The 20866-nt window shown below is 72.5% G+C and carries 19 protein-coding genes and 1 tRNA gene; 14 read left to right on the top strand and 6 right to left on the bottom strand.

Going from position 1 to position 20866, the window contains the following annotated elements; translation table 11 throughout:
• Positions 1-939, bottom strand: coding sequence for a LysR family transcriptional regulator (locus DDE18_RS17410; RefSeq protein ID WP_116573514.1), 939 nt, complete (start codon positions 937-939; stop codon positions 1-3).
• Between the two features lie 205 nt (positions 940-1144).
• On the opposite strand from DDE18_RS17410, the gene DDE18_RS17405 reads away from it, so the two are divergent.
• The 5 genes from DDE18_RS17405 (at position 1145) to DDE18_RS17385 (ending at position 5346) form a co-directional block, all read left to right on the top strand.
• Positions 1145-1666, top strand: coding sequence for an NADPH-dependent FMN reductase (locus DDE18_RS17405; protein WP_116573513.1), 522 nt, complete (start codon positions 1145-1147; stop codon positions 1664-1666).
• Positions 1663-2190 (top strand): flavin reductase family protein, encoded by a 528-nt coding sequence (locus tag DDE18_RS17400; RefSeq protein WP_116573512.1) that lies wholly within the window; start codon positions 1663-1665, stop codon positions 2188-2190. Before DDE18_RS17405 ends, DDE18_RS17400 begins: the two co-directional genes overlap by 4 nt.
• Positions 2191-2214: 24 nt before the next feature.
• The gene (gene hemG, locus DDE18_RS17395; RefSeq protein WP_245916817.1) at positions 2215-3612 is read left to right on the top strand and encodes a protoporphyrinogen oxidase; all 1398 of its coding nucleotides are present in this window, start codon (positions 2215-2217) and stop codon (positions 3610-3612) included.
• Entirely contained in the window at positions 3609-4319 is a 711-nt protein-coding gene (hemQ, locus tag DDE18_RS17390; protein WP_116573510.1) for a hydrogen peroxide-dependent heme synthase, read from the top strand. Before hemG ends, hemQ begins: the two co-directional genes overlap by 4 nt.
• 109 nt (positions 4320-4428) lie before the next feature.
• Positions 4429-5346, top strand: a complete 918-nt coding sequence (locus tag DDE18_RS17385) for a hypothetical protein (RefSeq protein WP_116573509.1) — start codon at positions 4429-4431, stop codon at positions 5344-5346.
• Between the two features lie 9 nt (positions 5347-5355).
• Here the strand turns inward: DDE18_RS17385 and msrB are convergent, their stop codons facing one another.
• Complete coding sequence (gene msrB, locus DDE18_RS17380; protein WP_116573508.1) at positions 5356-5760, bottom strand: peptide-methionine (R)-S-oxide reductase MsrB; 405 nt, start codon at positions 5758-5760, stop codon at positions 5356-5358.
• Between the two features lie 18 nt (positions 5761-5778).
• On the opposite strand from msrB, the gene DDE18_RS17375 reads away from it, so the two are divergent.
• The 3 genes from DDE18_RS17375 to DDE18_RS17365 are packed head-to-tail and all read left to right on the top strand — an operon-like array spanning position 5779 to position 8472.
• Entirely contained in the window at positions 5779-6864 is a 1086-nt protein-coding gene (locus DDE18_RS17375; protein ID WP_116573507.1) for a DNA polymerase domain-containing protein, read from the top strand.
• A complete protein-coding gene (locus DDE18_RS17370; protein ID WP_245916816.1) occupies positions 6861-7418 on the top strand; it encodes a mycothiol transferase in 558 nt (185 codons plus the stop codon). The genes DDE18_RS17375 and DDE18_RS17370 overlap by 4 nt, the downstream gene beginning before the upstream one ends.
• Before the next feature lie 10 nt (positions 7419-7428).
• Positions 7429-8472 (top strand): sulfotransferase family protein, encoded by a 1044-nt coding sequence (locus DDE18_RS17365; protein WP_116573506.1) that lies wholly within the window; start codon positions 7429-7431, stop codon positions 8470-8472.
• Between the two features lies 1 nt (position 8473).
• Here the strand turns inward: DDE18_RS17365 and DDE18_RS17360 are convergent, their stop codons facing one another.
• Genes DDE18_RS17360 through DDE18_RS17350 form a run of 3 tightly spaced genes read right to left on the bottom strand, consistent with a single transcriptional unit; the run spans position 8474 to position 12934 of the window.
• The gene (locus DDE18_RS17360) at positions 8474-11185 is read right to left on the bottom strand and encodes a stealth conserved region 3 domain-containing protein (RefSeq protein WP_116573505.1); all 2712 of its coding nucleotides are present in this window, start codon (positions 11183-11185) and stop codon (positions 8474-8476) included.
• Positions 11186-11244: 59 nt separating this feature from the next.
• Entirely contained in the window at positions 11245-11835 is a 591-nt protein-coding gene (locus tag DDE18_RS17355) for a hypothetical protein (protein WP_116573592.1), read from the bottom strand.
• Positions 11828-12934 (bottom strand): ATP-dependent DNA ligase, encoded by a 1107-nt coding sequence (locus DDE18_RS17350; protein ID WP_116573504.1) that lies wholly within the window; start codon positions 12932-12934, stop codon positions 11828-11830. Before DDE18_RS17350 ends, DDE18_RS17355 begins: the two co-directional genes overlap by 8 nt.
• Before the next feature lie 51 nt (positions 12935-12985).
• On the opposite strand from DDE18_RS17350, the gene DDE18_RS17345 reads away from it, so the two are divergent.
• From DDE18_RS17345 to DDE18_RS17330, 4 genes are all read left to right on the top strand, one after another.
• Complete coding sequence (locus DDE18_RS17345; RefSeq protein WP_211754611.1) at positions 12986-13507, top strand: putative molybdenum carrier protein; 522 nt, start codon at positions 12986-12988, stop codon at positions 13505-13507.
• A gap of 14 nt (positions 13508-13521) precedes the next feature.
• Positions 13522-13603: transfer RNA gene (locus DDE18_RS17340), tRNA-Gln, on the top strand.
• A 214-nt stretch (positions 13604-13817) separates the two neighbouring features.
• Positions 13818-15317, top strand: a complete 1500-nt coding sequence (locus tag DDE18_RS23430) for an NHL repeat-containing protein (RefSeq protein WP_211754610.1) — start codon at positions 13818-13820, stop codon at positions 15315-15317.
• Positions 15314-17998, top strand: a complete 2685-nt coding sequence (locus tag DDE18_RS17330; RefSeq protein ID WP_116573503.1) for a hypothetical protein — start codon at positions 15314-15316, stop codon at positions 17996-17998. The genes DDE18_RS23430 and DDE18_RS17330 overlap by 4 nt, the downstream gene beginning before the upstream one ends.
• An 8-nt stretch (positions 17999-18006) precedes the next feature.
• On the opposite strand, the gene DDE18_RS17325 is transcribed toward DDE18_RS17330, so the two are convergent.
• Positions 18007-18195 carry a DUF1918 domain-containing protein gene (locus tag DDE18_RS17325; RefSeq protein ID WP_116573502.1) on the bottom strand — a complete coding sequence of 63 codons (189 nt, stop codon included), beginning with the start codon at positions 18193-18195 and terminating at the stop codon, positions 18007-18009.
• A gap of 148 nt (positions 18196-18343) precedes the next feature.
• On the opposite strand from DDE18_RS17325, the gene glmU reads away from it, so the two are divergent.
• Positions 18344-19804, top strand: a complete 1461-nt coding sequence (gene glmU / locus DDE18_RS17320; RefSeq protein ID WP_116573501.1) for a bifunctional UDP-N-acetylglucosamine diphosphorylase/glucosamine-1-phosphate N-acetyltransferase GlmU — start codon at positions 18344-18346, stop codon at positions 19802-19804.
• A gap of 84 nt (positions 19805-19888) precedes the next feature.
• Positions 19889-20860, top strand: a complete 972-nt coding sequence (locus DDE18_RS17315) for a ribose-phosphate diphosphokinase (protein ID WP_116573500.1) — start codon at positions 19889-19891, stop codon at positions 20858-20860.
• The last annotated feature ends 6 nt before the right edge of the window (positions 20861-20866 follow it).

Below are 20866 nucleotides of genomic sequence, written 5' to 3'. Positions count from 1 at the left end.
TCACGGAGAGGTGCCCGCAGTCGCCCTCAGCGATGAGTCGCGCACGAGTCCCCTGGCCCGCACGACCAGGTGCGAGAGGAGGTCGTGCACGGCCTCCGGAAGTCGTTCCTTTGCGGGGTGCAGGGCCGCCATCGTGACGGTCGGTTGTGTCACTGCGAGGGGGACGACGGCCAGCAGGCCGGCCGCGAGGAGCGGGTCGTCGGTGACGCTGAAGTCGGGTAGCACCGCCACGCCGATGCCGGCGGCGACCATCTGCTTGGCCATCTCGGCGCCGTCAGCGGCGTGGCGCTGTGCCGGCGGGTCGGTGCCGAACAGCCGGTGCGCGATGCGGTGCATCTGGTAGCCCGACCGCAGGCCGATGAACCGTTCGCCGCGCAGGTCGTCGACGTCCACCGACGGCCACGCCGCGAACGGGTGCTGGGAGGGAACGACCGCGACCGGTCGGCCGGTCAACAGCGGGATCGACTCGAGCCCGGGCAGCGGGTCGTCTCCGTCGAGCATGTTGACCAGGCCGAGGTCGAGGCTGCCCTCGGCGAGGCCGGCGACGACCTCGGCGCGCTGCAGGCTGCGGATCTCCACCGTCACGCCGTCGCGAGCGGACTGGAAGGCCCGCACCGCGGGCAGCACGATCGCGGCCGTACCGGTGCTGACCGTGCCCAGCCGCAGCTCCCGCCCCGCGATCAGGCCGTCGCCAGCGGCAGAACGCAACCGGGCGACCGCGTCGAGCACGTCCGTGATCGAGGGCAGCAGCTCGCGTCCGGCCGGGCTGATCCGCACTCCGGAGCGCTGACGCTCCAGCAGTCGCACGCCGAGCTCGCGCTCGAGCCTGCTGATGGCCTCGCTGAGCGCGGACTGGGAGACGTGCAGCTCCTCGCCTGCGCGGCGCAGGGACGTGTGCCGGGTGATCGCCAAGAGGTACTCGAGCTGCTCGAAGCGCATGTCGGTTTCCTGAGGGTGGGTGAGAGGGCCTGCCGATCGCCGGTTCGGGCGATCGGGATGGTGATGCGACCGAGCCGGCTTGTAATTATGCCTATTGTCAATCAAGTTTATCGACAATGTTCGAGCGTCGGGCACAACAGGAGGCACATATGGGACAACAAGGCACCCAGCGACCGGGACGCAGCAATCGAGGGAGAGGCGAGAGATGAGCGCAGCGCAGCGCACCGCTGTCGTCGTCGGCAACCCCCGGCCGGCCAGCCGCACCCTCTCGGCCGCCGTCCGCGTGGTCACCGGCCTGACGGGCGCCCCCCCGGGCCTGACGGTCGACCTCGCGACGCTCGGCCCGGCCCTCCTCGACTGGACCGACGACGGCGTTGCCGAGCTCGTCGCGGAGGTGGGCGCAGCCGACTTGGTGGTCTTCGCCAGCCCGACCTACAAGGCTGCCTACACCGGGCTCCTGAAGCTCTTCCTCGACCGCTTCGCGGGCGGCACCGGGCTCTCGGGCGTCGCCGTGCCGCTGATGCTGGGCGCCGGGCCGGGCCACGCCCTCGCTGCCGAGCACACCCTGCGGCCCGTCCTCACCGAGATCGGCGGCACCATCCCCGGTCGCGCGCTCTACGTGCAGGACACCGCCCACGACGACCCCGCGGCGTACGCCGACTGGCTCGCCGCCACCCAGCCGATCGTCGCGGCCCTGCTGGCCGCGCGGGAAGGAGCCCTCCAGTGACCGCCCAGCCGCTCGTCGACGCCCCCACCAACCAGGACCTCGACCCGCAGGCGCTGCGCAAGGCCTTCGGCGTCTTCCCGACGGGTGTCGTCGCGGTGGCCGCCGAGGTCGAGGGCGAGCTCATCGGCCTGGCGGCGAGCTCGTTCACCTCGGTGAGCCTCAGCCCTCCGCTGGTGTCCTTCTCCGTCGCCGCCACGTCCAAGACCTGGCCGGCCCTGCGCCGGGCCAGCCACCTCGGCGTGACGGTGCTCGCCGACCACCACGGAGAGGTGTGCCGCCAGCTCGCCGGCGCAGTGGAGCACCGCTTCGACGGGGTGGCCGTCAAGGCCACCGAGGAGGGCGCAGTGACCCTGGACGAGGGCCTCGCCCGCTTCGACTGCACGGTCTACCTCGAGGTGGAGGCCGGCGACCACACCCTCGTGCTGCTGCGTCTCCACGCCGTCGACCACGCCGACGACGGCACGGTGCTGCGGCCGCTGGTCTTCCACCGCAGCGGCTTCGGCAGCCTGGCGCAGCCGGCCTGAGCCCTGCCATGGCAGGCTGGCCGGGTGCAGCAGGATGTCGTGGTCGTCGGTGGCGGAGTCGCCGGCCTGACCGCTGCGCGCGACCTCGCCCAGCAGGGGCACGACGTGCTGGTGCTCGAGGCCTCCAAGCGGGTCGGCGGCAAGCTCCGGCTCGCCGAGGTGGCCGGGGTCACCCTCGACGTCGGCGCCGAGGCGATGCTCGCCCGCCGCCCCGAGGGGGTGGCCCTGGCCGGCGCGCTCGGCCTCCCCGTCGTGCACCCCACGGCGGCGACGTCGCGGATCTGGTCCCGCGGCGCCCTCCGCCCGATGCCCCGGTCGCTCATGGGCGTTCCCCTCGACCTCGACGAGCTGGCCGCCTCCGGGGTGCTGTCGGCCGACGGTGTCGAGCGCGTACGGCGGGAGGTCGTCGCCGCGGTGGACGGAGACGTCTCGGTCGGCGACCTGGTGGCCGCGCGCCTCGGCGACGAGCTCGTCGACCGTCTGGTCGAGCCGTTGCTGGGCGGCGTCTACGCCGGTCGCGCGCGGCTGCTCTCGGCGGCGGCCGCGGTGCCCCAGCTCCTCGCGGCCGCCGGGCGGGGGAGCCTGCTCGACCTGGGCCTGCCGCCCGGCGACGCGCCGGTCTTCGCGGGGATCCGCGGCGGGATGGGGCGTCTCCCGCTCGCGCTGGCCGAGCGGGGCGGCGTCGAGGTCAGCACCGGGACCGTGGTCCGGAGGCTCGCGCGCACGCCCGGCGGCTGGCGGCTCACGGTCGGCTCGGCGCACGATCCCGAGACCCTGGGCGCGCGCCACGTCGTACTCGCCACGCCCGCCGCACCCACCGCCCGCCTGCTCGCCGACGTCGCGCCGGACGCCGCCGCCGCGCTGGCGACCGTCGAGTCGGCCAGCGTCGCGGTCGTGACGCTCGCCTTCCGGGCCGGCGACCTCGACCCGGCGCTGGACGTGATGAGCGGCTTCCTGGTGCCGCCGGTCGAGGAGCGCGGGATCAAGGCGTCGACCTTCTCGTTCGCCAAGTGGGGCTGGGTCCGCGGGCTCGACGAGGGCATCAAGGTGCTGCGCACGTCGCTCGGCCGCCACCGCGAGGAGGCCGTGCTGCAGGCGAGCGACGCCGAGCTGGTCGCGGTCTCGCGCCGCGAGCTCGCCGAGCTGGCCGGCATCAACGCCGTGCCGCTGGACACCCACGTGCAGCGGTGGGGAGGCGGGCTGCCGCAGTACGCCGTCGGCCACGTCGACCTCGTCGCGCGCGTCCGGGCGGCGGTCTCGACTTCGCTCGACCAGCCGGGGGACTCGCTCGACCGGCCGGGGGGCTCGCTCGACCAGCCGGGACGCCTGGCCGTCTGCGGCGCGGCGTACGACGGGGTCGGCATCCCCGCGGTGATCGCCTCGGCCCACCGGGCGGCCGCGGAGATCGCCCGGGCAGAATGACGCCCATGACCAACCCGTCTGCCGCCCGCACCAAGGAGCTCAACGACTCCATCCGCTACACGATGTGGTCGGTCTTCCGGCTCCGCGACGTCCTCGGCGACGCGGACCGTGAGGCCGAGGCCGCCGACCTCGAGGCGTTCATCGAGGTGCTCGCCGAGCAGGACGTCGTCGTCCGCGGCCTCTACGACGTCTCCGGGCTCCGGGCGGACGCCGACCTCATGGTCTGGTGGCACGCCGAGGACTCGACGCAGCTGCAGGGCGCCTACAACGCGTTCCGGCGTACGGCGTTCGGTCGCCGCCTCGAGCCGGTCTGGTCGCAGATGGCGCTGCACCGCCCGGCGGAGTTCAACAAGAGCCACATCCCGGCCTTCCTGGCCGACGAGGAGCCGCGGGCGCACATCTGCGTCTACCCGTTCGTGCGCTCCTACGAGTGGTACCTCCTCGACGACGGCGAGCGCCGCCGGATGCTCGCCGAGCACGGGCAGATGGCCCGCGGCTACCCCGACGTCCGCGCCAACACGGTGGCGTCGTTCGCCCTCGGTGACTACGAGTGGATGCTGGCCTTCGAGGCCGACGAGCTGCACCGCATCGTCGACCTGATGCGCCACCTGCGGGCCTCCGACGCCCGCCGGCACGTGCGCGAGGAGGTGCCGTTCTACACCGGCGCCCGGGTGTCTCCGGCGGAGCTGCTCGCGCGTCTGCCCTAGGAATCGCCGCCTCAGCGCGCCTCCGGGCGCATCCGCGGGTGGCACGATGGGGCGGGTGATCCCCGCCCCCAGCCCGGAACCCACCCGGCCTGCGCTGCGTCGTACCCTCATGACGGTCCCTCGCGCGCTCGCCGCCTTCGCCCTCGTGCCCATCCTCCTGCTCGCCGCTTGCAGCAACGAGGCCGAGATGCGTGCCGTGGATCCGGGCGCTGAGCCCCCTGCCCCGGCGGACAGTCCCGACGCCACGCCGAGCGCCGTGCCCGCCGCCTCGGGCCCGGTGCAGACGCGGGGCCTCGCGACCGTCCTCGACACGGGCGAGGGCCCGCAGCTGTGCCTCGGCGCCGTCGCCGAGTCGTTCCCGCCCCAGTGCTCCGGGCTGCCGATGGAGGAGTGGGACTGGGCGAAGGCCGGCGAGGCCATGGGCGGTGGCGGGTTCGAGGAGGGCAACGGCGTGCGCTGGGGCTCCTACCACCTGACCGGCACCTTCGACGGCACGACCTTCACCGTGACCGAGGCGATCCCTGCGGCGCTCTACGACGCGATGAACAACGAGCCCGAGGCCCTGCCCGGCACGCCGTGCCCCGAGCCCGAGGGCGGCTGGGTGCCGGTCGACCCGGCCAAGGCGACCCCGGAGGCGATGGACGCGGCGTTCAACACGGCCCAGGGCCTGGAGGGCTACGCCGGTGCGTGGATGGACCAGTCGGAGGACCCGGCCGCCGCCAACGACCCGACCAAGGTGATCATCAACGTCGCCGTCACCGGCGACACCGAGGACGCGGAGGCCAGGCTGCGCGAGGTCTGGGGCGGCAGCCTCTGCGTCTCCCAGGCGCGCTACACCGAGGCCGAGCTCAACGAGATCTCGATCGAGCTGCAGGAGCGACTGCCCGGCGTGCTCACCACCAGCGGCGGCCAGGACGTCGTCCGAGTCGACGTGGTGCACGACGACGGCTCGCTGCAGGCGTGGGTCGACGAGGAGTACGGCGACGGGGTCGTCGAGGTGACGTCCGCGCTCGTGCCGGCGGAGTGACCGTGGTGGTCAGCTCTGCTCTCGGGGCCGCAACGTCAGGCTGACGCTGTTGATGCAGTAGCGGTCGCCCGTCGGGGTGCCGTAGCCGTCGGGGAACACATGGCCCAGGTGGGAGCCGCACCTCGCGCAGCGCACCTCGGTGCGCTTCATGCCGTGGGAGTCGTCCTCGAGGTATTCGATCGTGTCGCTCATCGGCTGGTAGAAGCTCGGCCAGCCGCAGCCGGAGTGGAACTTCGTGTCACTGGTGAACAGCTCGGCACCGCACGCCCTGCAGGAGTAGACGCCCTGGGTCTCGGTGTCGGTGTACTCCCCGGTGAAGGCGCGCTCCGTGCCGGCCTGGCGCAGCACGGCGTACTCCTCCGGCGACAGCTGCTCGCGCCACTCCGCGTCGCTCTTCTCCACGTCGTAGGCCATGCTCGCTAGCGTAGCCACATGTCGAAGGACGAAGCCGCCGTCGTGATCGCCGGAGAGCGCGAGGTGCGCGTCTCCTCGCCCTACCGCGTGATCTACGAGGCGACCGAGTCCACGCCCGAGGTCACCAAGCTGATGGTGGCCGAATACTTCGCCTCGGTGGAGGACGGCCTGATGCGCGCGCTGCGCGAGCGGCCGACCGCGCTGGAGAGGTGGACCGCCGGCGTGCGACCCGGCATGAAGCTCGCCACCGGGCCGATGGACAAGGACGCCGACGCGTTCTACCAGAAGCGGGTGCCCAAGGGGGCGCCCGACTACCTGGAGACCGCGCGCATCACGTTCCCCTCCGGCCGGACCGCCGACGAGATCTGCCCCACCGAGATCGCCGTACCCGTCTGGTGCGCGCAGATGGGCACGCTGACCTTCCACCCGTGGCCGGTGCGCCGGGCCGACGTCGACCACCCCGACGAGCTCCGGATCGACCTCGATCCCCAGCCCGGTACGACGTTCGCCGACGTCGTCCGCGTCGCCGGGGTCGCCCGCGAGCTGCTGTCGGACCTGGGGATGCGTGGCTTCGCCAAGACCAGCGGCAACCGGGGGATCCACATCTACGTGCGGATCTCGCCCGAGTGGGAGTTCGCCGAAGTGCGGCACGCCGCCATCGCCTTCGGACGCGAGCTGGAGAGGCGCGACGACGGCGTGACGACGGCCTGGTGGAAGGAGGAGCGCGGGAAGAGGATCTTCGTCGACTTCAACCAGAACACCCGCGACCGCACCATCGCCTCGGCCTACTCGCTGCGGCCGATCCCCGGAGCCCCGGTCTCCACGCCGGTCAGCTGGGACGAGCTCGCCACGGTCACTGAGCCGCGTGGCTTCAACCTGTTCACCGTGCCCGAGCGGCTCGTCTCCGACGGCGACCCGTGGGCGGAGATCGACGACGTGCACCACTCGCTCCGGCCGCTGCTCGACCTGTGGGAGGCCAACCCGGTGGAGCTGAACTTCCCGCCGGACCACCCGAAGATGCCCGGCGAGCCGCCGCGCGTGCAGCCGTCGAAGAAGGTCGCCGCCCACTGGGACGAGCACGGCAACCGGATCGAGGGCACGTGACCGAGGACAAGCGGGTGTCCCGCAACTCAGCAGAGCCGCCGAAGGACGGGCTCGCCGGTGCGCAGCGGTGGGCGGACTACCTCGACTGGGTGCGCGGTGACCTGATCGAAGGCGTGCTCGCCCTCTCACGCGACGACCAGCGCACGCCCCGGGTGCCGTCGGGCTGGACGCCGCTGGAGCTGCTCAGCCACGTGCTCCACATGGAGCAGCGGTGGTTCGTCTGGGGCTTCCTCGGTGAGGACGTCGACGAGCCCTGGGGCGACTGGAACACTGACGAGCCGTGGCTCCCCGACGACTCCGACGACACCCGGCCCGCTGCCACGTGGCTGGTCGCGGACGACGTGACCGCCGAGCAGCTCGCGGATCGGCTCGAGGCGGTCGGCGCGCGCACCCGCGCCGTACTGGCCCGTCATCCGCTGGACGCCCGCGCCGCGGTGGGCGGGCGCTTCGAGGGCGATCCGCCGACGCTGGAGTGGATCTGCTTCCACGTGCTCGCGGAGTATGCCCGGCACGCCGGGCATCTCGACATCGTGGCCGAGCTGGCCACCGACTAGCCTCACCTGCGTGACTGACCGACCGCGCCTCGTCCTCGTCACCGGCTCCGGCCGGTCCGGCACGTCGAGCGTGGCCGGCACGCTCAAGCGCCTCGGGCTGCACGTGCCGCAGCCGGAGGTGCCGGCCGACGACAAGAACCCGCGGGGCTACTACGAGCCGCTGTGGGTCACCGAGTTTCACAAGCGGGTGCTCAACCCCGTGCCCGTGCGGACCATCGACACCCGCCCCACGGCCGCGGCCATCGCGGCTCGCGCGGGCTCGAAGCCGGAGGTCGAGTCGGAGCTGCGGGAGTGGCTGGCCGGGCAGCTCGACACTCAGCCAGCCGGCGGCCAGGTGCTCGTCAAGGACCCGCGCGCGTTCTGGATCCTGCCGGTGTGGACCCGGGTGGCCGCCCAGCTCGGGGCCGACGTCGTGACCCTGACGATGCTGCGGCACCCGACGGAGGTCGTGCGGTCGCGCGACACGGCGTACCTCTCCGACCAGGACCCGGCCTTCCGCCGCCAGCGCGAGACCGCGAACGTCGCGGCCTGGGTCAACGCCGCCTTCGCGACCGAGCGGGCCACGCGCGAGCAGCCGCGGGCCTTCGTGCGCTACCACGACCTGCTCGGCGACTGGCGGGCCGCGATGGCCCGCGCCGGCTCGCAGCTCGGGCTCACCTACTCGCCCGACCCGTCGATCAGCCCCCACCCCGTCGACGACTTCATCGACGCCAGGCTCAACAGGTCCGCGATCTCGTGGGACGACATCGCCGTGCCGCCGCAGCTGCGCGACCTCGCGTCGCGCACCTGGGACGCGATGAACGTGCTCGTCGAGGTGCCCGACGACGCCGCCGCGGTGGCGACGCTGGGGGAGTGCGAGGCGGAGTACGCCGAGATGTTCGACTTCGCGGCGGCCGTCGCCATGGACGCGACGACCGAGAAGGTGACCCAGGCCCGTCGCGAGCTGCGGCGCAAGAAGGATGCGGAGATCGCCGAGCTGCGGGCGGAGATCGAGTCGCTGCGCGGCCGGCTGGGCGAGGCCACGGCTCCGCGGCGCTCCTTCTGGCGCCGCTGAGTCAGCGCTCCCAGGGCGCCCTGACGGGGAAGTAGTCCTCGAGGAAGTCGCCGAGCAACTGGTCGACCTCGGCCGCGTCGACGGCGAAGTCGTGGTGGTCGCCGACGCAGAAGAAGTGCTTGTCCCGGGCGCGGAGCTGGCGCAGCTGGCGCTCCACGCGGGCGTTGCTGAGGTCGACGAACGCGTGCTCGGCGGCGCCCTCGAACGCCGTACCGGTCAGCAGCCCGTAGTGCTGCGCCAGCGAGGAGAGCAGCGAGACGTCGCCCTCCGACCTGAACGGGGCGCGGGCGGTGCGGGCCAGCGCCTCGGGGAAGCGCTCCTCGACCTCGCGCAGCACCGAGATCCGCTGCGGGTGCGGCGTGTGCGCCATCACCTGGGTGATCGTCACGCCGAAGGCGTCCTCGAGGAGCCGCCGGTTGTTGGCTGCCGCGTGCAGGAACGGCTTGTTGGCGCTGCCGGGCAGCCCGATCGCCCCGTCGCCGACGTACGCCGCGAAGTCGCCGCCGGGGGAGAAGAACAGCTCCGGCCGCACCGGCCGGCCGAGGAAGACGTCGTCGTTGACGTAGACGAAGTGCTCCGCCAGCCCGGGCACCCGGTGCAGGGCGGTCTCGATCGCCTGCGAGTTGAAGGTCGGCAGCGCGTCGGCCGGCAGGATCTCGCGGTGGTCGACGACCTTGACGCGTGGGTCGTCCGCGAGCCACTCCGGTCGCTGCCCAGCGGTGACCAGATGGATGGTGCGCACCCACGGGGCGTGGGCGTGGACGCTGCGCATCGAGTAGCGCAGCTCGTCGCGGGACCGGAACCGAGCCTGGCCCGCCGCCTCCCGGCGGGCGTCCGAGCCCTCACGGGCGTCGCGCGCGGCCTGCCACTCCGGGTCGTCGCCGTCGACCCAGGTGTAGACCACGTCGATCGGGAAGGTGACCTCGTGGGCGGTCGGCGTGGCCATCGCGGCGACCGTCGGCACGGTCACGCCGGCGACGGAGACCTGTGTCCGCGGCGCCTCGGCCGGCACGCGTGAGGTCCAGCGGTTGGGGCGAGGCGCGACGAGCGTCCCGTCGGGCAGCCGGTCCCAGAACTCGATCTCGACGCCCGCGTCCTCCGCCAGGTGCGACCGGCGTCCCTTCGCCCGCGGCCACGGCTCGAGCGCGAGCCGGTTGGGCGCGGCATTGGCCAGCGTGGCCCGCATCGCCTCGACCGTGCCGCGCCGCTCGGGCCAGCCCCGGTCCCCGGGGTCGCGCAGCGAGAGGTGGTCGGGCGCGTCGGCGAGCCCGTCGAGGAAGGCACGCCGGTGCGCGGCGGGTACGACGACGGTGGGCGCTGCCGCGTCGTGCAGCGGGATCACGAACCAGCCGTCGCCGGCGCGGTCGGCCGCGCGCGTGGCGAGCGTCAGCGCCTCGTGCCGCGCCTCGACGGGCGTGACCAGGGGCGGGTCGACCGGTCCCTGCTCCCGGGTGAACGGCGGCGTAGTCCGTGACGATCGGACCCTCGTGCCACCCTCCTGGAGGGTCCCTTCGTCACGGACTATCGCGCGGCGGCGGTCGACGACGCGGCCGAAGACCTCCTCCCACTGCGCGGCGATCACGTCGGCGTCGTAGCGCTTCGCGGCCTCGAGGGCGCCCGCGCCGAGCCGCTCGCGCAGGTCGTCGTCGGCGCCGAGCCGCAGCAGCGCGGCCGCGAGCCCGGCCTTCGAGCCGGCCCCGACCAGCAGCCCGCTCACCTCGTGCTCGACGAGCTCGCGCGGGCCGGAGGGGCAGTCGTAGGTGACGACGGGTACGCCGGCGCTCATCGCCTCCTGGGCGACGAGCGGGAAGCCCTCGGTCCTCGACGACAGGGCGCACACGGCCGCGGCTGCCCACTCGGGTGCCATGTCGGTGACCGATCCGGGCAGCTCGACCCGGTCCGCGAGCCCGGCTTTGGCGACGTGCGCGACCAGCTCCTCGCGCAGCGGGCCGTCGCCGAGGATCCGGACCCGCCAGCCCGGCAGCTCGTCGGCGACCTGCTCGAAGGCGCGCACCAGGTGGATGAACTGCTTCTCCTGCACGATCCGTCCCGCCGCCACGATGGTGCGCGAGTCGAGGGACGAGCGGGGCTGCTCGGCGATCGGGAGCGGGTTGGGCATCACCACGATCTCGGGGGCCACGGCGCCGAGCTGGGCGGCCAGCCAGGAGGCGGTCGACTCGGTCAGCAGCGCGACGGCGTCAGCACGGGGGGCGAAGGCCAGCAGTGGCTCCATGCCGCCTACCCGGTCGGCCGAGGACCGGTGCTCCTGGTGGACGATCGCGACCCCGCGCCGTACGAGCTGGACGGCGACCGCTAGCAGCGCCGGGGTGACCGTGACCAGGACGTCCACGTCGAGCTCGGGGAGGTGGGCCGAGAGCCCGTGGTCGGTGAGCGCCGAGAACTGCCCGTCCCAGCGCTTCGGGACGAGCACCGAGGGCCGGTCGGCCCGCGGGTCTGCCACACCCTGGTCGGCCGGTCGGACGTCGCAGAGGTAGTCCACCCTGATCGACGGATCGATGTCGTAGTGCGGCCGGTCGCCGGACCGGGTGACCGACACCAGCCGCACGTCGAGGTGCCCGCGGCGCGCCAGCGCGTTGGCCTGGGTGATCGCCGAGCGCGACGTGCCGCCCATGCCGTCGAGGTTGAGCACGAGGAACGCGGCGCGCAGGCGCCCGCCGCGTGCGGAGAGGGAGCGGCGGCGTCCGATCTTCACGCAGTCACCCTAGAGCCACCCTCGCTGGTCGAGGAGGCGCGTCGGCGCCGCCTCGAGACCTACGCGCCGGTGACGCCCTCGCCACCGCCGGCCTGCTCGCTGAAGGTCTCGTGCTCGAGCAGGTGGAGCACGGGTACACCGAGCTTGCGGCGCGCGCGGGAGGTCCAGTCGAGGTGGAAGAACTCGGCGACGAGGTGGGGCCGGGTCAGGATGATCGCCTCCCGGCCGTCGACCTGCTCGACCTTCCGGGCCAGGGCGTCCACCGGTGGAGCGGCCGTGATGGTGCCGGCCGCGTCGCCGCCGGCCGAGCGCAGAGCGGTCAGCGTGGCCTCGAGGTCGCGCTCGGACCGCTCCTTGCACTCCTGCCGCACGGCCTCGATGTCGATGTCGCTCATCGCCATCGCGGGAGCGGCCATCACGTCGCCGGCGCCGAGGGTGCCGAGCGACGCCTCGACGCGCGCCGAGGCGTCCTCCAGCGGGAGGAGCACGTGGTAGACGACGTGGTCGGCGATGTCCTCGTGCAACGAGCGCACCTGCTCTGCATCCGCGCTGCTCATGGCCTGCTCGACGAGGAGGACGACGTCGTAGGTGCCCACTCCGTCGTCGATCCGCTCGTTGCGGGCGCTGCTGTCCGAACTGCTCTCACTCATGGCGATCGCCTCCACTCAAGATCCTACCGAGGTCGTAGCTCACCGGTTCCTCGAGCTGCTCGTAGCCGCAGGACTCCGGGTCGCGGTCGGGGCGCCATCGCTTGAACTGGGCGGTGTGCCGGAACCGGCGCCCCTCCATGTGGTCGTACTTCACCTCCAGCACCCGCTCGGGCCGCAGCGGCGTGAAGCCGAGGTCCTTGCCCTGCGACCAGCGGCTCTGGGTGCCGGGCACCCTGTCGGGGTTGGCGATCGCCCATTCCTGCCAGTCGCCCCACGGGTGGTCCGCCAGGTCGCAGACCAGCGGCTGCAGCTCCTCGATCAGCTCGGCCCGCCGCTTCGCGGTAAAGCTCGCCGAGACGCCGACGTGCTGCAGCTTGCCGTGGTCGTAGAGGCCGAGCAGGAGGCTGCCGAGCAGTGGGTGCTCCGGGGTCGAGGTCTTGTGCTCGCGGTAGCCGGCGACCACGACGTCGGCCGTGCGCTCGTGCTTGATCTTCAGCATGGTCCGCTGGTTGGGCTGGTAGGGAGCGTCGAGCGGCTTGGCGATCACCCCGTCCAGGCCGGCGCCCTCGAACTCCTGGAACCAGTCCTGCGCCTCGTCCGGGTCGGTGGTGATCCGGGTCAGGAAGCAGGGCCCGCCGTCCAGGTGGGCCAGCGCCTCCTCCAGGACTGCTCGCCGTTCGGTGAAGGGGCGCCCGGCGTACGACGTGTCGCCGAGGGCCAGCAGGTCGAAGGCGACGAAGCCCGCGGGTGTCTTCCCGGCGAGCATGTCGATGCGGCTCTTCGCGGGGTGGATCCGCTCCTGGAGCACCTCGAACTGGAGCCGTTCGCCACCCTCCGGCGTCGTCTGGGCCACGAAGAGCTCGCCGTCGAGCACGACCCGCTCGGGCAGCTGCTCCTTGATCGCGGCGACGACCTCGGGGAAGTAGCGGGTCAGCGGCTTGGTGTTGCGGCTGGCCAGCTCCACCTCGTCGCCGTCGCGGAAGACGAGGCAGCGGAAGCCGTCCCATTTCGGCTCGAACGCGTAGCCGCCCGACCGGGGGACCGCGCTGACCGGCTTGGCGAGCATCGGCTGGACGGGCGGGTTCACCGGGAGGTCCATGGGGCTGACGTTAGTGCCCTCTGCCAGTCCCTCGGAGGCCTACGCTGGTGCGTGTCCCTGCCGTTGCCGTCCGCCGTCGTCGTCCGGCTGGTCTCCGGCGGGCAGACCGGCGCCGACCGGGCGGCGCTCGAGGTCGCGGTCCGGCTCGGTCTCGAGTACGGCGGGTGGGTGCCGCGTGGCGGGTGGGCAGAGGACCTGCCCACGCCACCCGGAGTGATGGCGCTGTTCCCGGCGCTCCGGGAGGCGCCGTCGGCCGACCCGGCCGAGCGCACCCGCCTCAACGTCCGCGACAGCGACGCCACGCTGGTGCTGCGAGGCGAGGGTGTGGCGTCACCGGGCACGGACCTGACGGTGGCGGTGGCGCAGGAGCTGGGCCGGCCGTGTCTGGTGACGCCGGGGGACGCGGCGGAGGTCGCGGCCTGGCTCGCGGACGTCCACCGTGAGCTCGGCCGGGGGCTGGTGCTCAACGTCGCCGGGCCACGCGAGAGCACCCAGCCGGGCATCCACCAGGCGGCCCGCGACCTGCTGCTCGCCGTACTCCCCATCCCTCATGCGGATGACGGTTGGCCCTAACCTTGTCCAAGCATTCCCCGGTTGGTCTGCCGGCAGGGCCCGCCTGACTTTGAATCAGGACTAGCGACGTAGGTTCGACTCCTACCCGGGGAGCCAGTGAGCAGCGCAGGCCCCGCACCGCCTCGTGGCCGGTAATCGCACCCCTTCCGCGACTTTGTCCGCATGCCGCACCCCAGTTAGCGGCGCTGGCCGTTGGGTACGGGGCATATGAGGGGGCGCCCGCGGCGATCATGCGTCGGGCGACAACCGAACAGACGACGGCGTCCGAGAGGGCCGTGCCCGGGGACGCGTGGGAGGAGTAGGAGCCACCATGAGCAGCGATGATTCCGCACCCCTGACACCCGAGGAGCTGGCCGGCGAGGGAGTAACCGCGCTGCCGGACAAGGAGGTCGTCTCGATCCTGGACCTCGCCGCAGACGTCGACCTGGCGATCGACGGCGCCGCACCCATCGACCTCGCCGTGGCCCTCAATGCCAACGTAGTGGCCCCGATCGACGCCGCGGTCAGCGCCAACCTGCTGAGCGACGGCTCGAGCGCCCAGGCCATGGCCGACCAGGGCGTCATGGTCACCCAGACCATCGAGGCCGACGCCCTCGCCACCGGGATCCAGGACAGCACCATCGACCAGAGCGACACCGTGACGGGCGGAACGGCTCCGGCGGAGGGCGACACCGGCGAGCAGGCGATGCTCACGGCGGCCACGGGGACCGGCGACGCCGTCGACGGCGTCGCCGAGGCCGCAGCGGCAGCGTCGAGCGAGCCCGTCGACGGCAGCATCGTGGTGGACTCCGCCGGCAACATCATCGGCACCCTGGACAGCGTCACCGGCAACGTCGTGGCCGCCGACGGCACCATCCTCGGCACGCTCAACGAGACCACCGGGGTGGTGGTCGACTCGGCCGGCAACCTGATCGGTACGGTCACCGACCTCGTGGACGGCGCGATCGTGTCCGGCTCCGGCGGCACGGTCCTGGGCGTCCTGGATGCGGCGAGCGGCAACGTGCTCGATGCCTCGGGCAACGTGGTCGGCGTCCTCGATCCCCTGACCGGCGAAGTCCTCAACACCGCGGGCACAGTCGTCGGCACAGTGACCGACCTCCTCGACGGCACCACCGTCCTCGACTCGGCCGGCAACGTGGTCGGGACCCTCGACGGCGCCACGGGCAACGTGGTGAACTCCCTGGGCAACGTGGTCGGCTCGCTCAACCCGCTCACCGGGCAGGTCCTCGACGCCGCCGGCAACGTCGTGGGCACGGTCGGAGAGGTGGTCGACGACGTCACCGACACCATCGGCCAGCTCAACACCGGCGACCTGCTCAAGGGCGACCTGCTCAACGTCGACGTCAACGTCGACCTGGACGCCGACCTGGCAGCGCCGATCAACGGGGCCGTGGCGGCCAACGCCAACGTGGCGGCCCCCATCGACGCCTCCGTGGCCGCCAACATCCTGTCGGAGGACTCCGAGGCGACGGCGATCGCACAGCAGGACGCGATCATCACCCAGACGATCAGCGGCAGCGCGGTCGCGACCTCCGAGCAGGTGTCCGACATCGACCAGTCGTCCGTCGAGCCGGTCGACACCGACACCGCGTCGACCGACGGCACGGACGCCACGACGGGCGCGACAGGCACGACGGGCACGACGGGCGGAACGTCGGTCGGGCCGGTCACCACGGACACCACCGCGGCGACCGAGCAGCCGGCCACCGACGACACGTCGGTGGCGCCGGTCACCACGGACACCAAGGCGGCGACCGAGCAGCCCACCGACGAGACGACGGTCGCCCCGACCGACAGCTCGACGCAGTGACCACGCTGGTCGACGCCCCCACCCGCGTCGACGGCGTCCAGCTCATCGGGGAGATGGTGGGGTCCGGCTACCGGACCCCACCTGCCCTCGTGAGGCGCAGCGACGGACAGGTCCTCCAGCTCACGCCGCTGCTCTACCTGGTGCTGAAAGCCGCGGACGGCCGGCGGAGCTGCGCCGACATCGCCGAGCTGATCGGCCGCGAGCTGGGGCGGAGCGTCACCGAGACCGACGTCCGGACGCTGGTCGACGGCCACCTGCGGCCGCTCGGCCTGGTCAAGGGCGTCGACGGCTCGGAGCCCGAGCTCAAGCGCTCCAACCCGCTGCTCGCCCTCAAGCCCCAGGTGGCGATCACCAACCCGCGGACCACCCATCTGCTCACCGACCCGTTCCGGGTGCTCTTCCGGCCCGTGGTCGCGGCGGCCGTCCTCCTCGCCTTCGTGGCCGTGGTGGCCTGGGTGTTCTTCGACCGCGGCCTCGGCGCCTCGGCGTACGACGCCTTCGAGCGGCCGCACCTGTTGCTGCTCGTGTTCGTGGTGTCGGTGCTCTCCGGGGGCTTCCACGAGTTCGGGCACGCGGCGGCCGCCCGCTACAGCGGTGCCGAGGCCGGCGTCATGGGTGCGGGGCTGTACCTCGTCTGGCCGGCGTTCTACACCGATGTCACGGACAGCTATCGGCTAGGTCGGGCCGGCCGGATCCGCACGGACCTGGGCGGCCTCTACTTCAACGCCATCGTCGTCGTCCTCACCTTCGTGTGGTGGTGGGCGACGGGCTGGGAGGCGCTTCTGCTCCTGGTCGCCACCCAGGTCCTGCAGATGGTGCAGCAGCTGTTGCCGCTGCTCCGCTTCGACGGTTACCACCTCCTGGCCGACCTGGCCGGCGTTCCCGACCTCTACCACCGGATCCGCCCCACCCTCACCGGGCTGCTGCCCCATCGCTGGAACGCACCTGAGAACCGGCTGCTCACACCGACTGCGCGCGCGCTGATCACCCTCTGGGTGCTGGTGACAGTCCCGATGATGGCCCTGATGCTGATGGCGCTGGTCGCCGCCGTTCCGCGGCTCCTGGGCAGCGCCGGCTCCGCAATCCGCACGGATGCGGCCGCCACCGCCGACGGGTGGCGGGCCGGGAGCGTCTTCGACGTCGCCGCCCATGCACTCCAGGTGCTGGGGGTGGTGCTACCGCTGGTCGCCTGCGTGATGATCCTCGGCCGCATCGGCGTCCGGTGGTTCCGTGGACTCGCGCGGTGGAGCCACGGTTCTCCGGTCAAGCGGGTGGTGGCGGCCGTGCTGAGCGCAATGCTGGTCACGGCGCTTGCCTGGGCCTGGTGGCCGCACCCCGGCAGCTACCGGCCGATCCAGCCGGGGGAGCAAGGGCTGGTCACCACTCTCCTGCCGGGGTCGCAGGCCGCCCTCGCCGGCGACCGGGCCCGACCTCCCGCAGAGATGCTCGCCGATTCGGGCGCCCTGCCTGTGGGGACGGCGGCGACGGACCGGCTCGCCGGCGACAGGCCGCTCGTCGCCATGTTCCAGGAGGGCACGGAGCTGCCCACCAGGGACGACCCGGTGCTCGCCATGGTGCTCGTCCCCACGGACGGCGCAGCCGCGGACGACACGTCGTCCTTCGATCCTGACCGGGGCGTCACCGCCACCGACCCGAGCGCCGACGGCGTCCCCGACGCGACCACCGACGGCATCCCCGAGGCAAGCACCGACGGCATCCCCGACCCGACCACCGACGGCATCCCCGACCCGACCACCGACGGGAGCGCCGATCCGAGCACCGACGCATCGAGCCCGGAACCCGTCGACACGTGGGTGTTCCCCTTCGACCAGCCGTTGCCGCCCGCGGAGGGCGACAACCAGGCCCTCGCCGTCGCCACGACCGACGGCTCCGTGACCTACGACCTCGCCTTCGCCCTGGTCTGGGCAGAGGACGACCAGGTGCTCAACGTCAACGAGGCGCACGCCTATGCCTCCTGCAGGGACTGCGTCGCCGTCGCGGTCGCCTACCAGGTCGTGCTGATCATGGACGACGCCCAGGTCGTGGTCCCGCAGAACCTCGCCGTCGCGGCCAACTACGACTGCTACCGCTGCATCACCGCCGCCATCGCCAGCCAGCTCGTGCTGTCGGTCCAGGAGGAGCCGGGGGAGGAGGAGCTGCGGGCGCTGGCCGAGGTGTGGGACCGGCTCATCGAGTTCGCTCAGCTGATCACGTCGTACTCGCTCACCGAGATCACCGCTCAGCTCGACTCCTTCTCGGCCCAGATCGTCGCGATCCTGTGGGAGGCCCCGCCCGTCGAGCCGAGTCCCTCGGCGACGACCTCGCCCACCCCCTCCGATGGCGTGAGCGACTCGTCGCCGTCACCGACGGGGACGACCTCACCGTCGCCGACGCCGGGAAGCACCACGACGCCGGATCCGACGAGCTCCGGGACGACCACGTCCGATCCGACCACGTCCGATGCGACCACGTCCGACCCGACCACGTCCGACCCGACCACGTCCGACCCGACGCCCTCCGAGTCGTCGACCCCGACGTCCGAGCCGACTGCCTCGTCATCGGGAACGCCGACGACCAGCCCGTCGCCGACCGAGACCTCGACGTCCACCACGACCACGAGCCCGTCGCCGAGCGAGACCAGCAGCACCGCCACGAGCCCGTCGCCGACGGCGAGCCCGTGAGCGGCCCGTCAGCTCTGCGGCGGGACGATGTGCGCGTCCGGTCCGGGGAAGACGAGGCCCTCGTGGCCGTCGGACCAGCGCACGACATACGGCGGTGCCCCGTCCGTCCCGCGCACCTCGATCACCTCGCCCTCACGGCGCGCCTCGCCCACGGTGTGGCCCTCGACCAACAGGTGGTCACCCACCTTCGCTTGCATCGGCTTACCTCCTCGTAGCCCCGTCGTGCGTGACGGTTCCCACGATGCTCCGCCGTGGCGGCGGCGACAAGGGGCGGGCGCTCGATGCACCCGGTTTCTCGACCCCCGCGCCCGGCGCGCCGACCTGGCCGGTGAAAGACTGCGGGACATGGACAACCTCACCGTGATCGTGCTCGCCGCGGGCGGCGGCACGCGGATGAAGTCGAAGACCATGAAGGTGCTCCACCGCGTCGGTGGCCGCAGCATGGTCGGCCACGTGCTGACCGCGGTGCAGGCCATGGAGCCGCAGCGGGTGGTGGCCGTGATCGGCAACCAGAAGGAGCAGGTCGGGCCGCACGTGCGGGAGTACGTGCCCGACTGCATCCTGGCCGAGCAGGAGGTGCTCGACGGCACGGGCGGCGCGGTGCAGGTGGCCCTCGAGCAGTGCCCGGACGTGACCGGCACCGTGATCGTCCTCGCCGGCGACGCCCCGCTGCTGCGGGGAGAGTCCCTCAAGGCCTTCGCGGCCGAGCACGAGGCGGCCGAGCGCGCCGTGAGCATCCTGACCGGCCAGGTCGACGACCCGTTCGGCTACGGCCGGGTCATCCGCAACCACGAGGGCGACGTCGAGTCGATCGTCGAGGAGAAGGACGCCACCGACGAGCAGCGCGCGGTCCGCGAGATCAACTCGGGCATCCTCGCCTTCGAGGCGGAGTTCCTGAAGTCGGCGCTGCCGCGGCTCGGCAACGACAACGCCAAGGGCGAGTACTACCTCACCGACACCGTCCACCTCGCCCGCGAGGACGGCCTGACCGTCGGCGCCCACCTCGTCGACGACGTCACCGAGACCGAGGCGGCCAACGACCGCGCCCAGCTGGCCCGGCTCGGGCGGCTGCTCAACGACCGCATCACCGACGACTGGATGCGCCGGGGCGTCACGATCATGGACCCCGCGACCACCTGGATCGAGGCCGACGTGGTCCTCGAGCCCGACGTGACCCTCCTGCCCGGCACCCAGCTGCTCGGCGCGACGGTCGTGCGCGAGGACGCCGTCGTCGGACCGGACACGACGCTGGAGGACTGCGAGGTCGGCGCTGGAGCGCGCGTCGTACGCACCCACGGGAAGCTCGCCGTGATCGGCGCCGGCGCGAGCGTCGGCCCGTTCGCCTACCTGCGGCCCGGCACCCAGCTCGGCGCGGACGGCAAGATCGGCGCCTTCGTCGAGACCAAGAACGCCCAGATCCACGACGGCGCCAAGGTACCGCACCTGTCCTACGTCGGCGACGCGGAGATCGGCGAGGGCACCAACATCGGCGCCGGCACGATCTTCGCCAACTACGACGGGGTCGACAAGCACCGCACCGTGGTCGGCCGCCAGGCCCGTACCGGGTCGAACAACACCTTCGTCGCGCCGGTCAGCATCGGCGACGGGGCGAGTACGGCGGGTGGCACGGTCGTGCGCCGCGACGTCCCGCCCGGCGCGCTCGCCGTGAGCAGCAGCCCGCAGCGCAACATCGAGCACTGGGCGCAGCGCAAGCGCCCCGGCTCCGCACAGGCCGCCGCGGCCGCGGCGGCGGACGCTCCGGCCCGGAAAACGGACGGTGAACCGCAGGTGTCTCAGGACTCCTGACCCGGGGTTGGGACATGCAGCGTCCGTGGGCGAGAATCAGGTCGTAGCCACCGGCGAGGCGAGGAGCTCCAGCGCGTGAGCGGAATGAAGCGGACGACCGAGAAGAACCTGATGGTCTTCAGCGGCCGGGCCCATCCCCAGCTGGCGGAAGAGGTCGCCGAGCTGCTCGAGTGCGGGCTGGTGCCGCAGTCGGCGTACGCCTTCGCCAACGGCGAGCTCTACGTCCGCTACGAGGAGTCGGTGCGCGGGTGTGACGCCTTCGTGATCCAGAGCCACACGGCTCCGATCAACGAGTGGATCATGGAGCACCTGATCATGGTCGACGCGCTCAAGCGCGCGAGCGCCAAGCGGATCACCGTGGTCATGCCGTTCTACGGCTACGGCCGCCAGGACAAGAAGCACCGCGGTCGCGAGCCGATCTCCGCGCGGCTGGTCGCCGACCTCTTCAAGACCGCCGGCGCCGACCGGCTGATCACCGTCGACCTCCACGCCGACCAGATCCAGGGCTTCTTCGACGGCCCCGTCGACCACCTGATGGCGCTGCCGATCCTCACCGACTATGTGCGTGACAAGTACGGCGACCAGCAGCTCGCCGTGGTCTCGCCGGACGCCGGCCGGATCAAGGTCGCCGAGCGCTGGTCGGCCCGCCTCGGGGGAGTGCCGCTGGCGTTCATCCACAAGACGCGGCGTACGGACCGGCCCAACGAGACCGTCGCCAACCGCGTCGTCGGTGACGTCAAGGACCGCATCTGCATCCTGACCGACGACATGATCGACACCGGCGGCACGATCGTGAAGGCCGCCGAGGCGTGCGTGGAGGCAGGTGCCGCGGGCGTGATCATCGCCGCGACCCACCCGATCCTGTCCGACCCCGCGGTCGACCGGCTCAAGAACTCCTCGGCCACCGAGATCGTCGTGACCAACACCCTGCCGGTCGCCCCCGACCGCCAGTTCGACAAGCTCACGACCCTCTCGATCGCGCCGCTGATCGCACGGGCCATCCGCGAGGTCTTCGAGGACGGCTCCGTGACCTCGATGTTCGACGGCCACGCCTGAGGGCAG

This window comes from Nocardioides gansuensis (assembly GCF_003076135.1).
Classification (GTDB): Bacteria; Actinomycetota; Actinomycetes; order Propionibacteriales; family Nocardioidaceae; genus Nocardioides; species Nocardioides gansuensis.
This window is presented reverse-complemented; position numbering and strand designations above follow the sequence as displayed.

Excerpts from the sequence above, each read along its gene's own strand:
- DDE18_RS17410 (WP_116573514.1), bottom strand. The coding sequence starts at position 939 with ATGCGCTTCGAGCAGCTCGAGTACCTCTTGGCGATCACCCGGCACACG.
- DDE18_RS17405 (WP_116573513.1), top strand. The coding sequence starts at position 1,145 with ATGAGCGCAGCGCAGCGCACCGCTGTCGTCGTCGGCAACCCCCGGCCG.
- hemQ (WP_116573510.1), top strand. The coding sequence starts at position 3,609 with ATGACGCCCATGACCAACCCGTCTGCCGCCCGCACCAAGGAGCTCAAC.
- DDE18_RS17385 (WP_116573509.1), top strand. The coding sequence starts at position 4,429 with ATGACGGTCCCTCGCGCGCTCGCCGCCTTCGCCCTCGTGCCCATCCTC.
- msrB (WP_116573508.1), bottom strand. The coding sequence starts at position 5,760 with ATGGCCTACGACGTGGAGAAGAGCGACGCGGAGTGGCGCGAGCAGCTG.
- DDE18_RS17375 (WP_116573507.1), top strand. The coding sequence starts at position 5,779 with ATGTCGAAGGACGAAGCCGCCGTCGTGATCGCCGGAGAGCGCGAGGTG.
- DDE18_RS17355 (WP_116573592.1), bottom strand. The coding sequence starts at position 11,835 with ATGAGTGAGAGCAGTTCGGACAGCAGCGCCCGCAACGAGCGGATCGAC.
- DDE18_RS17350 (WP_116573504.1), bottom strand. The coding sequence starts at position 12,934 with ATGGACCTCCCGGTGAACCCGCCCGTCCAGCCGATGCTCGCCAAGCCG.
- DDE18_RS23430 (WP_211754610.1), top strand. The coding sequence starts at position 13,818 with ATGAGCAGCGATGATTCCGCACCCCTGACACCCGAGGAGCTGGCCGGC.
- DDE18_RS17325 (WP_116573502.1), bottom strand. The coding sequence starts at position 18,195 with ATGCAAGCGAAGGTGGGTGACCACCTGTTGGTCGAGGGCCACACCGTG.
- glmU (WP_116573501.1), top strand. The coding sequence starts at position 18,344 with ATGGACAACCTCACCGTGATCGTGCTCGCCGCGGGCGGCGGCACGCGG.
- DDE18_RS17315 (WP_116573500.1), top strand. The coding sequence starts at position 19,889 with ATGAAGCGGACGACCGAGAAGAACCTGATGGTCTTCAGCGGCCGGGCC.